Annotated in this window: 14 protein-coding genes; 4 read left to right on the top strand and 10 right to left on the bottom strand. The window is 73.8% G+C overall.

Annotated features, from left to right (window positions below):
• Positions 1–61 precede the first annotated feature (61 nt).
• Entirely contained in the window at positions 62–895 is an 834-nt protein-coding gene (locus JOE61_RS00675; protein ID WP_193668762.1) for a formate dehydrogenase accessory sulfurtransferase FdhD, read from the bottom strand.
• A gap of 2 nt (positions 896–897) precedes the next feature.
• The gene (gene pepN / locus JOE61_RS00670; RefSeq protein ID WP_193668763.1) at positions 898–3,396 is read right to left on the bottom strand and encodes an aminopeptidase N; all 2,499 of its coding nucleotides are present in this window, start codon (positions 3,394–3,396) and stop codon (positions 898–900) included.
• A 146-nt stretch (positions 3,397–3,542) separates the two neighbouring features.
• Between pepN and JOE61_RS00665 the strand changes: the two genes are divergently transcribed.
• Entirely contained in the window at positions 3,543–5,324 is a 1,782-nt protein-coding gene (locus tag JOE61_RS00665; RefSeq protein WP_193668764.1) for a hypothetical protein, read from the top strand.
• Between the two features lie 55 nt (positions 5,325–5,379).
• A complete protein-coding gene (locus JOE61_RS00660; protein ID WP_193668765.1) occupies positions 5,380–7,095 on the top strand; it encodes an aminotransferase class V-fold PLP-dependent enzyme in 1,716 nt (571 codons plus the stop codon).
• A 9-nt stretch (positions 7,096–7,104) separates the two neighbouring features.
• Here the strand turns inward: JOE61_RS00660 and JOE61_RS00655 are convergent, their stop codons facing one another.
• On the bottom strand, positions 7,105–8,103 hold the full coding sequence (locus JOE61_RS00655) for an NADP-dependent oxidoreductase (protein ID WP_193668766.1): 999 nt from the start codon (positions 8,101–8,103) through the stop codon (positions 7,105–7,107).
• A 211-nt stretch (positions 8,104–8,314) separates the two neighbouring features.
• On the opposite strand from JOE61_RS00655, the gene JOE61_RS00650 reads away from it, so the two are divergent.
• On the top strand, positions 8,315–8,458 hold the full coding sequence (locus JOE61_RS00650; protein ID WP_193668767.1) for a hypothetical protein: 144 nt from the start codon (positions 8,315–8,317) through the stop codon (positions 8,456–8,458).
• A 75-nt stretch (positions 8,459–8,533) separates the two neighbouring features.
• On the opposite strand, the gene JOE61_RS00645 is transcribed toward JOE61_RS00650, so the two are convergent.
• On the bottom strand, positions 8,534–8,818 hold the full coding sequence (locus JOE61_RS00645; protein ID WP_193668768.1) for a Fe-S cluster assembly protein HesB: 285 nt from the start codon (positions 8,816–8,818) through the stop codon (positions 8,534–8,536).
• A gap of 113 nt (positions 8,819–8,931) precedes the next feature.
• On the opposite strand from JOE61_RS00645, the gene JOE61_RS00640 reads away from it, so the two are divergent.
• The gene (locus tag JOE61_RS00640) at positions 8,932–9,408 is read left to right on the top strand and encodes an OsmC family protein (protein WP_193668769.1); all 477 of its coding nucleotides are present in this window, start codon (positions 8,932–8,934) and stop codon (positions 9,406–9,408) included.
• Between the two features lie 4 nt (positions 9,409–9,412).
• Here JOE61_RS00640 and JOE61_RS00635 read toward each other — a convergent pair whose 3' ends face one another.
• The 6 genes from JOE61_RS00635 to JOE61_RS00610 form a co-directional block, all read right to left on the bottom strand.
• The gene (locus tag JOE61_RS00635) at positions 9,413–10,147 is read right to left on the bottom strand and encodes a peptidylprolyl isomerase (protein ID WP_193668770.1); all 735 of its coding nucleotides are present in this window, start codon (positions 10,145–10,147) and stop codon (positions 9,413–9,415) included.
• Between the two features lie 85 nt (positions 10,148–10,232).
• Positions 10,233–11,318, bottom strand: a complete 1,086-nt coding sequence (locus JOE61_RS00630) for an alanine racemase (protein WP_193668771.1) — start codon at positions 11,316–11,318, stop codon at positions 10,233–10,235.
• A 26-nt stretch (positions 11,319–11,344) separates the two neighbouring features.
• Complete coding sequence (locus tag JOE61_RS00625; RefSeq protein WP_193668772.1) at positions 11,345–11,794, bottom strand: hypothetical protein; 450 nt, start codon at positions 11,792–11,794, stop codon at positions 11,345–11,347.
• Positions 11,791–12,021 carry a hypothetical protein gene (locus tag JOE61_RS00620; protein ID WP_193668773.1) on the bottom strand — a complete coding sequence of 77 codons (231 nt, stop codon included), beginning with the start codon at positions 12,019–12,021 and terminating at the stop codon, positions 11,791–11,793. Before JOE61_RS00620 ends, JOE61_RS00625 begins: the two co-directional genes overlap by 4 nt.
• Before the next feature lie 58 nt (positions 12,022–12,079).
• A complete protein-coding gene (locus JOE61_RS00615) occupies positions 12,080–13,093 on the bottom strand; it encodes a glycoside hydrolase family 26 protein (RefSeq protein WP_193668774.1) in 1,014 nt (337 codons plus the stop codon).
• A 119-nt stretch (positions 13,094–13,212) separates the two neighbouring features.
• Positions 13,213–13,947, bottom strand: coding sequence for an SGNH/GDSL hydrolase family protein (locus JOE61_RS00610; RefSeq protein WP_193668775.1), 735 nt, complete (start codon positions 13,945–13,947; stop codon positions 13,213–13,215).
• Positions 13,948–13,963: the final 16 nt, after the last annotated feature.

The following is a 13,963-nucleotide window of genomic DNA, read 5'->3' as shown; positions in this document are numbered from 1 at the left end:
CCAGCAGCACCGCACCAGCACCCGACCCCCGTCGCCAGCAGGCGGCGGGGGTCCGGTGCGTCTAGCAGTAGCGCACGGCGCGGTGGCCGCGCACGAAGCCCCACAGTCCCAGCCCCCGCTCGGCGGCCAGGCGCGCCGACAGCGAGGTGGGGGCGCCGACGGCGACCAGCGAGCCGACACCGGCCGAGACCGCCTTCTGCACCAGCTCGAAGCCGGCGCGCCCGCTGACGACCAAGCAGGCCTCGGCGACCGGCTCGCCCGCGAGCAGCCGTGCGCCGGTCACCTTGTCGACGGCGTTGTGGCGGCCGATGTCCTCGCGCACCACGAGCAACTCGCCGTCGGCGCGGGCCAGCGCCGCCGCGTGCACGCCACCGGTGCGGTCGAAGACCCGCTGCGCCTCGCGCACCAGGTCGGGAAGGCGGCGTACGACGTCGGGCGTGGGCAGCGGGCCTGCCCAGGGCTCGGCGGGGGTCACCGAGAGCGCGTCGGCCACGCTGTCGGCGCCGCAGACGCCGCAGGCCGAGGAGCCTGCTGAGAGCCCCTCGTGGCGGTGCCCGGGCTCACGGGCGGGCGCGGAGTCCAGCGCCACCGTGACGACGTTGAGCTCCTGCTCGCGGGTCAGGTCGGCGTCGGTGCAGTAGGCCACGCCGGCGAGCCCGGTGCCGGCGCCGAGCAGGCCCTCGTGGCGCACCCAGCCGGCGGCCAGCTCGAAGTCGTGCCCGGGGGTGCGCATGGTCACCCAGACGCGGCGGGCCGGCGCTCCCGGCCAGGTGAGCCGGACCTCGAGCGGCTCCTCGGTGGCCAGGCGGTCCTCGTGGCGGCGCACCTGGTCGCCCACGTGCTCCTCGACCCGGGTGCGCACGGTGGGGCCGGGGCGGCGGGGGAGACCGGTCATGCTCAGGCCTCCCGGTAGGCCCGGACGACCGCGAGGCGGTGCTCGAGCTCGTCGGTGGTGTCGACGACCCGCCGTCGCAGCGACGAGTCGAGGTCGTCGCGGGCGAGCAGCGCGTGGGCCCGGCGCACGGTGGTCTCGTCGAGGCTGCTCAGCGGGAAGAACGCCTCGGCGACGTCGGCGAGCACCCAGCCGCTGTGCACCTCGGCCGTGCCGGGCAGCTCGTCGAAGTAGCGCTCGACGTAGGGCGCCAGCAGCTCCTCCTGGCCCGCGCGCCACATGCCCTCGCCGGCCGCCTCGAGCTCGTAGTTGGGCGCCGTGGCAGCGCCGTTGAAGCGCTCCCAGGCCCAGGCCTTCGCCTCGGCGGTGGGCAGCGAGGCGACGGCGCGGGTGTGCTCCACGCGGGAGACCGCGGTGGGCTCGGCCTCGAGGTGCGCGTCGAGCGACTCCCGGTCGACGGCCCCGAGCACGGCCAGGCGCACCAGCACCCGCCAGCGCAGCGCCAGGTCGAGCTCGACGCCCCGCGGCAGGTCGCGGCCCATCAGCCAGCCCTCGAGCACCTCGGTCGAGGCGCACGACGAGACGGCAGCCTGGTAGGCGGCCAGCTGCAGGGTCGAGCCGGCATCGGCGGTGCGAGCGGCCGCCAGGGCGGCGACGTGCACCCGCGCCGACGCGGCGGCGGGGTCGGCGGCCAGCGGCACGACCTTCGCCAGCACCCAGCCCAGCGTGAACTGCACGGCGGCGTCCTGGTCCTCCACGACCAGCCACGGCTCGAGCAGGTCGAGCACCGCGCCCGGCGCGACGCGGGCGTGGTGGAAGGCGCTGCGCACCGAGTTCCACATGCCGGCGCGCAGCATCGGGTCGTCCGTCGAGCCGACCAGGTCGGGCAGCCGCGACATCGTCACCGGGTCGGGCTCGGTGACCGCCCAGGTGTCCTCGAAGGGGTCGAGAAGCACCGCCTCGCCGGCGCCGACGTCGTACGCCGTCTCGGCGGCGTCGACGACCAGCTCGCGCACCTGCCAGGCGGCGTCGTCGGGGCCCCGGGTGGCGGCGCGCAGCGTGTGGGACCGGTCGGCCGGGTGGCCCTCCGGCGGCGTGCGCAGCAGCCGCGCCTCGCCCGGTGCGTCGCCGGTGCCGCGGTCGAGCACGATGCGGTCGGGCCCGGCGGTGACCAGCCAGCTGTCGGCGAAGGCGTCGAGGTCGCCCGCGCCGGCGCGGGTCCAGCTGTCGAGCAGGTCGTGCATCGTGGCGTTGCCGTAGAAGTGCCCGTGCAGGTGGTCGCGCACGCCGGCCAGGAAGACCTCGTCGCCCATCGTGGCGTTGAGCTGCTTGAGGATGCTGGAGCCCTTGGCGTAGGAGATGCCGTCGAAGTTCTGCAGCGCCGCGGTCGCGTCGTCCTCGCCGTTGCCGGCCACCGGGTGGGTGCTGGGGCGCTGGTCGGCCAGCAGCCCCCACTGGCGCCGGGCGTAGGCGTTCTGCACCCAGGCGTCGGCGTACTCGGTGACGGCCGCGGTGACCCGGTTGCCCATGTACTCGGCGAAGGACTCGTTGAGCCACAGGTCGTCCCACCACAGCGGCGTGGTGATGTTGCCGAACCACTGGTGGGCCATCTCGTGGGCGACGGTGGTGGCCCGTGAGATGCGCTGGCCGCGGGTGACGCGGCTGGTGAAGACCAGCGGGTCGCGGAACGTCACGCAGCCGGGGTTCTCCATCGCGCCGGCGTTGAACTCGGGCACGAAGGCCTGGTGGTAGTCGCCGAACGGGTAGCGGATCCCGAAGAGCCGGTGCATCTCGTCGAAGGACTGCCTGGTCAGCGTGAGCAGCTCGTCGGCGTCGGCCTCGAGGTCGGCCGCGATCGACTGGCGGCACGACAGCCCGAGCGGGATGCCGTCGTGCTCGTCGCGCAGCAGGTGGTAGGGCCCGGCGACCAGGGTCACGAAGTAGGTCGACAGCGGCTTGCTGGGCCCGAGCTCCCACACGCCCGGCTCGGGGTTGGTGCCGGGGGAGTTGCCCACGACGACCCAGTCCTCGGGCGCACGCACGTGGAAGGTGTAGGGCGCCTTGAGGTCGGGCTGGTCGAAGCAGGCGAAGATGCTGGGCGCGGCGTCCATGAACGACATGCCGTAGACGTAGTGGCGGCCGTCGGCGGGGTCGACCGAGCGGTGCAGGCCCTCGCCGTCGTTGCGGAAGGCCATCACCGCGTCGACGACCAGCTGGTTGGGGCCCTCGACGGTCTCCAGCGGCACCCGTCCGCGCTGCAGCAGGTCGACGTCGACGGGCCGGCCGTTGAGGTGGATGCTGCGCACCGAGCGCGGCTTGAGGTCGACGAAGGTCGACCCGCCCCGCGAGGTGAAGTCGAGCCGGGTGGTCGAGGCGAAGGTCTCCTCCGACGAGGCGAGGTCGAGCGTCACGTCGTACGACGTCACCTCGAGCAGCTCGGCGCGGGCGAGGGCCTCGCTGCGCTGCAGTCCACGGGCGGCGGTGGCGGGGTGCTGGTGGGTCACCCGCACACCCTAGGCCGGGCATCATTTTACTTTTGGTAACGGTTCGGGAGCAGCGCGGAGCGGCGGCAACCTTTTCCGGGCGTGCGGCGTCAACATGACAGCGGGGCGTCCTCTTCGCCCCCACCTCACGGGAGGAACCACACGCGATGAAGCGTTCACACACGCGCCAGGGAAAGGCCCTGGCGTCCACCACCGCCGCGCTCGGACTGATGATCTCGGGGCTCGCCCTCTCCTCCGGGCCCGCTCAGTCCGCACCGGCGAACGACTGCGCCGCCCCGGTCGACGTCTCGACGCTCGCCGAGGGTGACACCCTGACCGCGCTCAGCGTGGTCAGGGGCACCACCCCCCAGGAGTTCACCGGCACCGTCATCGGCACCATCGACGACGGCATCGCCGTCGGGCTCGACATGCTGGTCGTCGACTTCGAGGACCCCGACGCCGCCTCGGCGATGTCGAAGGCCGGAGGCATCTGGCAGGGCATGTCGGGCTCGCCGGTCTACGTCGGCGACCCCGCCGACGGCAACCTCGTCGGCGCGATCGCCTACGGGCTGTCGTGGGGACCCTCGCCGGTCGCCGGCGTCACCCCCTTCAGCGAGATGGACGACTACCTCGACGCCCAGGCGCCGCGGCGGGTGCGCGTGGACGGCACCCAGGCCCGCGACATCGCCCGCGAGACCAGCACGACGCGGGCCCAGGTCCAGGAGGGCTTCTCCCAGCTGCGGCTCCCGGTGGGGGTCAGCGGCATCTCCGGCAGCCGGCTGCAGCAGGCCCGCGAGGCCGCGGTCGAGCGTGGGGCCCGCTACTTCCGCGGCGACGAGATGGCCGCTGTGCGCGGCGGGCGCGACGACGCCTCCCGCGCCACCGACGACGACCTGGTGGCCGGCGGCAACATGGGCGCCTCGTTCTCCTACGGCGACATCACCTACGCCGGCGTCGGCACCGTCACCTCGGTGTGCGGTGGCCAGGTGGTCGGCTTCGGGCACCCGATGGGCTTCCTGGGCGAGACCACCCTGGGCCTGCACCCGGCCGACGCGCTCTTCGTGCAGCCCGACTCCTTGGGTGCGCCCTTCAAGGTCGCCAACATCAGCCCGGCCGTGGGCACCGTCACCGACGACCGCCTGGCCGGCATCACCGGCGTGCTCGGCCCGCTGCCCGAGGCGATGACCGTCACCTCCGACGTGCAGTACGGCGCCCGCGAGCGCACCGGCTCCACCGACGTGCACGTGTCGGAGTGGGCCGCGGAGGTCGCGTTCTCGCAGCACCTGGCCAACCACGACCGCGTGCTCGACGGCATCATCGGCGGCACGTCGGCGATGGGCATCGTCGTGGAGGGCACCGACGAGGCGGGCGAGCCGTTCACCCTCGACGCCTCCGACCTCTTCGTCGACGACCAGGACATCACCTGGGCCGCCGCGTGGGACATCGGTGACCTGGTCTGGGCGCTCTCGCGGATCCCCGAGGCCAGCGTCGACTCGGTCGACCTCGACTCGGTGGTCACCGACGCGACCGACACCCTGCGCGTCGCCGGTCTCGAGCAGCGCCGGGGCGGCGAGTGGACCAAGGTCAGCAACCGTCGCCAGGGCGTCGTCGCCCAGGCGGGCAAGGTGCTGCGCCTGCGCGCGGTGCTGCGCGCCGAGGACGACTCGCTCAGCTACGTCCCCTTCCGCACCCGGATCGCCGACAAGGCCCGCTCGGGCTACCTCTCGGTGATGGGCGGCTCGTCCGCCTGGACCAACCTCTACCGCGCGAAGACCGTGGCCAAGGTGGTCGAGGCCGTCGAGTCCTCGCCGCGCAACGACGAGGTCCTCTTCGAGCTGCGCCTGCGCCGCAACGGTGGCCGTCTCGAGCAGACCGCCGGGCCGCAGAGCACCGTGGTTCAGGGCCGCAAGGGGTTCTTCGTGCGGGTGGCCGGCGGCCGACGCGGGTAGCCGCTCGGCGGGGCGGGACCACACGGTCCCGCCCCGCCGTTCCTATGCTGGGGCCATGGCAGCAGGGGAGTGCGCACGCGAGGACCGGGACCGGCTGCTGGAGACGGTGCGGACCTCCGTCATCGGCGAGGACCAGGTGATGGCCACGCCCTACGGCCCGCGCCGGGTCACCTACGCCGACTACACCGCCTCGGGGCGCGCGCTGTCCTTCATCGAGGACTTCGTGCGCGACCAGGTGCTGCCGGCCTACGCCAACACCCACACCGAGTCCTCGGGCACGGGGCTGCAGACCACCCGGCTGCGCGAGGAGGCCCGCGAGACGATCCGCCAGGTGTGTGGCGGCGACGCGTCGAGCGTGGTGCTCTTCGCCGGCTCCGGCAGCACCGGGGCCATCGCCAAGCTGATCGGGGTGCTCGGGCTGCGGGTGCCCTCGGTCCTCGACGACCTGCACCGCCTCAGCGACCACATCCCCGCCGACCAGCGCCCGGTGGTCTTCGTCGGGCCCTACGAGCACCACTCCAACGAGGTGCCCTGGCGCGAGACGATCGCCGACGTCGTGGTGATCGCCGAGGACGCCGACGGCCACATCGACCAGGACCTCCTGCGGCGCCGGCTCGAGGAGCACGCCGACCGGCCGCTGCTGATCGGGTCGTTCTCGGCCGCCAGCAACGTGACCGGCATCCTCTCGGACACCGCCGGCATCGCGGAGGTCCTCCACGAGCACGGCGCACTGTCGCTGTGGGACTTCGCCGCGGCGGCGCCGTACGTCGACATCGAGATGGGTGCGCTCGAGGGCCGGCCGCTGTCCTACAAGGACGCGGTCTTCTTCTCCCCGCACAAGTTCATCGGCGGCCCCTCGACCCCGGGGGTGCTGGTGGCGCGCCGCGAGCTCTTCGCCAACCGGGTGCCCGACGTGCCCGGCGGCGGCACGGTGGCCTACGTCAACGACGACGACCACCGCTACCTGGCCGACCCCACGCACCGCGAGGAGGGCGGCACCCCCGCCATCATCGAGTCGATCCGCGCCGGGCTGGTCGTCGGGCTCAAGCAGGCCGTGGGCACCGACACGATCCGCGAGCAGGAGGAGCGCCACCTCTCCCGCGCCGTCGCGGCGTGGCGCGAGGAGCCCGCGCTCGAGCTGCTGGGCAGCCTCGACGCGCAGCGGCTCTCCATCGTCTCGTTCGTGGTCCGCTCGCCCTCGGGCCGCTACCTGCACCACAACTTCGTGGTCGCGCTGCTCAACGACCTCTTCGGGATCCAGTCGCGCGGCGGCTGCTCGTGCGCCGGGCCCTACGGCCACCGGCTGCTGGGCATCGACCTCGAGCGCTCCCACGAGTTCGAGCGCGAGATCGCCGGCGGCTGCGAGGGGATCAAGCCCGGGTGGGTGCGGGTGAACTTCAACTACTTCGTCTCCGACACGGTCGTGGACTACCTCGTCGAGGCGGTGCGGATGGTCGCCCGCGACGGGTGGCGGCTGCTGGGCGACTACCGCTTCGAGGTCGCCACGGGGCTCTGGCGCCACCGCGAGGGGCTCGTCGAGCCCCCGCTGTCGCTGCGCCAGGTCTCGTACGCCGGCGGGGTGCCGCACATGCCCCAGCACCGCGAGCGCGGCGGCGAGGAGATGCTCGCCGAGCACCTGCTCGAGGCCAGGAGGGTGCTCGAGGGCGCGCAGGTCACGCCGATGCCCGACCTCGAGGAGCACCCGGGCCAGGTCTCGCCCGACTTCGAGCACCTGCGCTGGTTCGACCTGCCCCGGGCCTGCCTGGCCTGACGCCCGCGATCAGAGGCGCACGATCATCTTGCCGGTGTTGCGGCCCGAGAGCAGGCCGAGGAAGGCGTCGACGGTGCTGTCGAGCCCGTCGCTGACGGTCTCGCGGGCCACCAGCTCGCCGTCGGCGACCCACTGGCCGGCGCGGCGGTAGAACTCGCCGGCGGCCTCGGCGTGGTCGCTGACGATGAAGCCGCGCAGCATCAGCCGCTTCTGCACCAGCATCATCATGTTGCGCGGGCCGGCCGGGGCCTCGGTGGCGTTGTAGGAGGCGATCGCGCCGCAGGCCGCGACCCGGCCGAAGTCGTTGAGGTTGCTGATCGCGGCCTCGAGGTGCTCGCCGCCGACGTTGTCGAAGTAGACGTCGATGGGGCCGTGCTCGCGCAGCTGCTTGCCGACCGGGCCGTCGTGGTAGTCGAAGGCGGCGTCGAAGCCGAGCTCCTCGGTCAGCCAGCGCACCTTCTCGGGGGTGCCGGCCGAGCCGATCACCTTGGACGCGCCGAGGTGGCGCGCCATCTGGCCCGCGAGCGAGCCGACGGCGCCGGCCGCGCCGGAGACGAAGACGACGTCGCCCTCCTTCATCTCCGCGACGCGCGTCAGCCCGACGTACGCCGTCAGGCCGGGCATGCCGAGCACCCCGAGGTAGGCGGAGGCCGGGATCGCCGAGGTGTCGATCCGGCGGGCGGCCGAGGCGGGCAGCACGGCGTGCTCGCGCCAGCCGGCCATGTGGAGTACGGTGTCGCCGGGGGAGAGGGAGTCGTCGTTGCTCTCGACGACCTCGCCGACGGCGCCGCCCTCCATGGGCGCGTCGAGGGCGTAGGGCGGGACGTAGGACTTGGTGTCGTTCATCCGACCGCGCATGTAGGGGTCGACGGACAGGAAGGTGTTGCGCACCAGGACCTCCCCGGCGCCCGGCGCGGGCAGCTCGGTCTCGACGGTGCGGAAGTCGGTGGGCGCCGGCTCCCCGTGCGGGCGGGCGGTCAGCTGGATCTGTCGCGTGGGGGTGCTCATGGCCCCGATCCTGCCAGTGGGTCGATGGGGCCCCGACGGGCCCCGTGGTGGCCGGGGAGGGGTGCCTGAGATCACAGCGCCGGTAAAGAGGGGCCGTGGTGTAGCGACCGCTACAGTGTAAGTGTCGTCGAAGGAGATGACTCATGACCACGAGGGTCATGGACCGGCACCACGAGACCTGGCCCGAGACGGGCCGAGAGGGATGAGAATCATGAGCACGCAGCTGGACCTGGCCAACGGCATCGCCGCCGGACGGCGTCGCCCGGACCAGGAGCACGCACTGCTGCGCAACGTCGAGCTGGCCGCGGAGGCCCCGCGCCCCAAGCGGCGCACCCGTCGGCTGCTGGGCCGCTGAGCGACCCCCTCACGCACGACGAGAGCCCCGGACCGTGACGGTCCGGGGCTCTCGTGGCGTTCTGGGGCGCGAGGCCTACTGCTGCAGGCCCAGCGCGAACTCGACCTTGCCGCTGGGGTCGACGGCGGCGTCGAGCACCTTGTCGTCGAGCATGGTGGCGGCGGACTCGTCGAGGTAGACGGTCGCACCGGCCTGCTCGACCACCTGGTCGCCGGGCTGGCCCGCGTCGGCGGCGGTGACGGCGAAGCTGGGGTCGGACTCGGACTCCGAGGTGATCCGGAGGCCGGCGGTCTCGGGGAGGCCCTCCTGGGAGGCGATCTCCTTGACGATGAGGCTGGCGTTCTCGGTGAGGGTGAGCATGTGGACTCGCTTTCCTCGGATGGGGTGCAGAAGCCCTCCACACAACCCGACACGTCGCCCAGGTTCAACTCGGCGCGGTCCCCGGGCGTGTCGCTCGTGCGAGGCTGGGCCCCATGAACCCGAGCATCCCAGGCACCAGTGACCCGAGCCTGCGCAGTGTCGACCTGGTCAAGATCGGCCCCGAGCGCTTCAAGGCCACCAACGGCCGGGGCGGGGTGCTGCCCATCGGCTCGGGCGACGACCCCGACTTCACCCCCGTGGAGCTGATGCTGGCCGCCGTGGCCGGCTGCGGGGCGATCGACCTGACCCTGATCACCGGCAAGCGGGCCGAGCCGACCGCGTTCGGCGCCCACGTCGAGGGCCGCAAGGTCCGCGACGAGCACGGCAGCCGGATCACCGGGATCACGGTGACCTTCGAGGTCGAGTTCCCCGAGGGCGAGGCCGGGGACGCCGCCCGCGCGGTGGTGCCGCGCACGCTGCGCCAGGTCGAGGAGCGGCTGTGCACCGTGGGGCGCACCATCACCGTGGGCGACCAGGTGCGCTACCGCAGCGCCGACGAGGCCGCCGACGACCGGCCCGACCCGGCCTGAGGTCCTAGCCGACGGTGACGCCCTCGATGTCGACGGCCGTCTTGGGCGTGCCGTCGCCGGGGCCGTTGCGGTCGTCGGAGCCGGCCTCCGCCGCCTCGGCGACAGCCTCGACGCCCGCGGCGTCGACGGTGCCGAAGACGGTGTATTGCGGGGGCAGCGGGGTGTCCTCGTAGACGATGAAGAACTGCGAGCCGCCCGAATCGGGGTAGGGCGTCTTGGCCATCGCCAGGGTGCCCGCGGGGTAGGACTCCTGCCCGCTGAGCTCGTCGGGGATCGTGTAGCCCGGACCGCCGGTGCCGGTGGCGGTGGGGTCGCCGCACTGCAGCACGAAGATGCCCTGCGTGGTGAGGCGGTGGCAGGTGGTGCCGGCGAAGTAGTCCTGCTCGGCCAGGGACACGAAGGAGCCCACGGTGCAGGGGGTGCTGGACGCGTCGAGCGTGGCGCTGAGCTCGCCGATGCTGGTGGCCATCGTGACGTCGACCTCGCCCTCGACGGTCGGGTCGGCGGGCGGCAGCTCGACCTCCTTGGCCGGGTTGCCGTCCTCGACGTAGGAGCACTCGCCGTCGGCCGCGGGCGAGAAGGAGCCGGTGTCGCCCGACTCGGTCGACTCGGTCGACCCGGGGCTCTGGGAGCTCTCCGAGGAGGCGTCGGAGGCGGTCTCGTCGTTCTCGGAGCCGCAGGCGGCGAGGGCGCCGACGCAGGCCAGGACGGCCGCGGCGGCGAGGGGTCGGGTCAGCATGGCGTGCATCGTAGGGGAGCCCCCTGAGCGGCTCCTGAGCGGCTCCTGAGCGCCCTTCGCGCCCTCGGCGCGGCCGGCGGCGCGCTCAGGCGTTGAGGCCGCGGGCGGTGACGGGCCACGGGCGCAGCCCCCCGGCCTCCTCCACCCACAGCTCGGAGGCGAGGTTCACCGCCGCGCAGACGTGGTTGGGCACCACGTCGACCTGGTCCCCGAGCCGGGGACGCCGCCCCGGGCCGGGCTCGACCACGGCGTGGTGCTCGGCGAGCGAGACGATGCGGGCCTCGGGGCGGTGCAGCAGCCGCCCGAACCCGCTGGCGTACGACGCCCGGTCGGCGCCCAGGACCTTGCTCCCGGCGTCGAGGACCATCCGGCCGCCGGCCAGGCTGACCACGGTGGCGCGGGCGGTCAGGGCGATGTCGTCGGGCGTGCAGGTGCCCAGCTCCCACTGCTGGGCGTCGCCGAAGACGTAGACGCCCGGGCGCAGCTCGACCTCGGTGGTGTCGTCGTCGTCGCGGTAGGCGCGGGCGCCGGAGAGGCTGGCGGCCAGGGTCGGGGTGGACCCGCCGGAGACGACCGGGACGGCGAGCCCGGTCGCCTCGACCGACGACGTGGCGGCACGCAGCGACAGGGCCTCCGCGGCAGCGACCTTGGCCACCGCGCCGGGTGCGTAGCCGTGGCCGGGGAAGGTGAAGACGCCGCGCACGGGCAGCCCGGCCCGGCGCGCGGCCTGAGCCACCACACCGGCCTTGTCGGGCTCGATGCCGGTCCGGTGGTGGCCGGAGTCGATCTCGACCATCACCTCGATGCCGCTGCCGCCCAGGCGTCGGCCGGTGTTGGCGGCGCCGTACAACGAGTCGACCCCGACCGCCACGCGGGCGACCTCCGCGAGGTCGCGCAGGCGGGCGCCCCGGTCGTCGTCGACCCACACGGGGTAGGCGATGAAGACGTCGGTGCAGCCGAGCCGCACGAACGCCTCGGCCTCGCCGACGGTCGCGACGGTGATCCCGCGGGCCCCGGAGACCAGCTGGAGCCGAGCGATCTCGATGCTCTTGTGCGTCTTGACGTGCGGCCGCAGGCTGACCCGCGAGCTGGCCGCGTGGTCGGCCGCGCGCCGTACGTTGTGGCGCAGCCGGTCGAGGTCCACGCGCAGGTGCGGGGTGGGCACGGGCATGCTCGCAGCCTAGGTCGCTGGGCGGCTCACTCCTCGCCGGGGGTGACCCCGGGGCGGGCGGTGTGGTGGGGGAGTCCGTGGGTGCGGCGCTCCTCCTTCATCTCGGCCTCGAAGAGGTGGCGCCGACCGCCCACGAGCTCGTCGCGGGCCTGCTTCTCGAGGCGCTTGAAGTCGGCGTAGTAGCCGTCGTCGTACTCCTCCATCACCTGGAAGGTCCACCGGCCGTCGAGCACGTTGCGCCCCACGAGCTCGCGGTCGATGAGGTCGGCGAGCTTGCCGTGCCCGGCCTCACGCAGCTGCTCGACCCCCTCGCCGAGGGTCAGGTCGGCGGTCCCGGAGAGGCGGTGGAAGGTGTAGAGGTGGCCCCGGGCGATCTCGATGGCCTCGAGCGCCTCGGAGACCTTGCCGAGCGCCTCGACCGTCTTGTCGTTGGTGCCCTCGGGGCGCTGGTGCTCGGCGTCGGGGCGGTCGCTCACCGCAGCACCTGGCCGGCGTCGGCCGAGCCGTTGGCCTCGATCTCCTCGGTCAGGGCGGCGACCTGCTCGTCGGCGAGCTCGATGCCGGCCTCGCTGAGCCCGCCGCGCAGGTGGGACTCCACGGTGCCCTCCGGGGCGGTCTCCTGGTAGCTGTTGACGCGGTCGACGACGCCCTGCACCGCGGTGATCTGCTCGTCGGTCAGGGAGGACTGGTTGCTCTCGGTCATGGCAGCGAACGTACGTCGCCGCCTCGGCGCCACAACCCACCCGCAGAGGGGGTCGGGCTCAGCGGAAGCTGGCGTAGCCGGCCCTGAACGCCTCGAACGAGCCGGGGCTGCTCCAGATCCGCCAGTCGGCCTCCTTGTGGAAGTGGAACCAGGTCAGGCCCCGGACCGACGGGGTCCGGTCGAGCCAGGCCCACATGTCGCGCAGCCAGGCGGCCTTGTCGCCGCCGTGCTCGGCGCTGCCGATCTCGCCGATGTGGAAGGGGCGCGAGCTGAACGCCTCGATCTCGGCGAGGCCGGGGCCGAAGACCTCCTCGGCGCTCTGCCAGGTCGACCACGGCTGCGTGGTGCCCCAGTTGTAGCCGTCGAGGCCGACGCGGTCGACGACGTCGTCACCGGGGTAGAGCCCGGCCAGCGGCACCGAGCCCTCGTAGGGCACGTTGGGGGCCCAGGACCAGGAGACGTTCGTGACCCGCTGGTCGCGGAAGACCCCCACGACGTGCCGCCAGGCGGCGCGGTAGTCGCCGGGCCGGTTGCCGTTGACGCCCTCGGCCCACGGGTACCACGAGCCGTTCATCTCGTGCGCCATCCGGATGACCAGGGGAGCGCCGTAGGAGCGGACCTGGCGGGCCCAGCGCCGGAGGTAGGCGTCGTGGTCGCCTGCGGCGATGCGCTCGAGCGCGTACGCCGGCTGGGTGGTGCCGGCGGCGGGGTCCCAGGGCTCCCAGGTCAGCTCGGGGACGGCCCCCGCCGCGGCGATCCGGGCGGCGTCGGCGGCCGGGAAGTCGGCGACCGTGGCCCAGGCCGCGTAGAAGGTGATCTGCTCGGGGCGACGGCCCAGGGCGCCGGCGAGGTCCTCGTACTCCTGGAGGTCGGTGGGCGCACCGGGCACGGCCACGCCGAGCAGCCGCTCGGTAGGCTGCGGCGACGCCACTGCTGTCGACGGGCTCTTGCGCGGCCGGGCCGCGCCAGCGGGATCCGTCAGCAGCAGCATGCCCAGGGCGGCCACGGCCAGGCAGACGAGCGCCGTGGTGGTGCGGTGCAGCAGGCAGCGGCGCAGGGGCAGGACGGACATGGGGATCCTCGGGGGTCGGACCGTGGGTGCCGACCGGGGGTGCGGCGCGTCCCGGAGGTCACCGGGACGGCACCATCGTCCCGTCTTGAGGCGATCTTGTGCTCATCTTGAGCACTTCTTCAGGTTGCGGGCCCGTTGGAGGCTCGCAGCGCCGCACGCACCACCGGCTCGAAGGCGTCGGCGATGGCGGCGTAGCCCGCCTCGTTGGGGTGGAAGAAGTCGGCGGCCAGCCTGCCCCGCCACGAGGACGGTCCGTCGGTGCGCAGGTCGACCACCCGCAGGTGGCCGCGCAGCGCGGCCCCGTCGAGGTGGCGGTTGGCCTGCCGGGCTGCGGCGCGCGGCTGGGGGAGCGTGGTCACGACGCTGCCGGAGGGCAGCCGGGTCACGAGCTCGGCCATCGCTCCCGGCAGGCGGGCGCGGTGCCGGGCCCCGCTGAAGAGGTCGTTCGACCCGATCATCACGGTGACCAGGTCGGGCAGCGGCGAGCGCGACGGCGGCAGGGCCGACCAGGCCGGCAGCTGCTGGTCGAGCACGTCGGGCACGCGCGCGCCGGTGGCCGACAGGTTGACCACCCTCAGGTCGTGGCCCGCCGGACCCAGGCGCCCGAGCAGCTGGTCGACCCAGCCGCGGTCGGGGCCGGTGGCGCCGATCGCCTGCGACATGGAGTCGCCGAGCACCACCCAGCGACGCCCGGGCGCGACAGCCGCGGAGCGGGTGCGCTCCTGCCAGGCGTCGGCGTACGGCTCGGCCTGCGCCCGCACCCGCGCGATGCCGGGCAGCACCGCGCCCAGGGCGCGCACGGAGCGCCCGGGCGGGCGGCCGGTGCGGTTGGTGTAGACGGGTGGCCGGCTCATGTGACGATCATGGCCG

Source organism: Nocardioides salarius (genome assembly GCF_016907435.1).
Lineage (GTDB): Bacteria > Actinomycetota > Actinomycetes > Propionibacteriales > Nocardioidaceae > Nocardioides > Nocardioides salarius.
This window is presented reverse-complemented; position numbering and strand designations above follow the sequence as displayed.

Bases quoted from the DNA above. Each gene is read 5' to 3' on its own strand.
- JOE61_RS00675 (WP_193668762.1), bottom strand. From the start codon at position 895: ATGACCGGTCTCCCCCGCCGCCCCGGCCCCACCGTGCGCACCCGGGTC.
- JOE61_RS00665 (WP_193668764.1), top strand. From the start codon at position 3,543: ATGAAGCGTTCACACACGCGCCAGGGAAAGGCCCTGGCGTCCACCACC.
- JOE61_RS00660 (WP_193668765.1), top strand. From the start codon at position 5,380: ATGGCAGCAGGGGAGTGCGCACGCGAGGACCGGGACCGGCTGCTGGAG.
- JOE61_RS00655 (WP_193668766.1), bottom strand. From the start codon at position 8,103: ATGAGCACCCCCACGCGACAGATCCAGCTGACCGCCCGCCCGCACGGG.
- JOE61_RS00650 (WP_193668767.1), top strand. From the start codon at position 8,315: ATGAGCACGCAGCTGGACCTGGCCAACGGCATCGCCGCCGGACGGCGT.
- JOE61_RS00645 (WP_193668768.1), bottom strand. From the start codon at position 8,818: ATGCTCACCCTCACCGAGAACGCCAGCCTCATCGTCAAGGAGATCGCC.
- JOE61_RS00640 (WP_193668769.1), top strand. From the start codon at position 8,932: ATGAACCCGAGCATCCCAGGCACCAGTGACCCGAGCCTGCGCAGTGTC.
- JOE61_RS00635 (WP_193668770.1), bottom strand. From the start codon at position 10,147: ATGCTGACCCGACCCCTCGCCGCCGCGGCCGTCCTGGCCTGCGTCGGC.
- JOE61_RS00630 (WP_193668771.1), bottom strand. From the start codon at position 11,318: ATGCCCGTGCCCACCCCGCACCTGCGCGTGGACCTCGACCGGCTGCGC.
- JOE61_RS00620 (WP_193668773.1), bottom strand. From the start codon at position 12,021: ATGACCGAGAGCAACCAGTCCTCCCTGACCGACGAGCAGATCACCGCG.
- JOE61_RS00615 (WP_193668774.1), bottom strand. From the start codon at position 13,093: ATGTCCGTCCTGCCCCTGCGCCGCTGCCTGCTGCACCGCACCACCACG.
- JOE61_RS00610 (WP_193668775.1), bottom strand. From the start codon at position 13,947: ATGAGCCGGCCACCCGTCTACACCAACCGCACCGGCCGCCCGCCCGGG.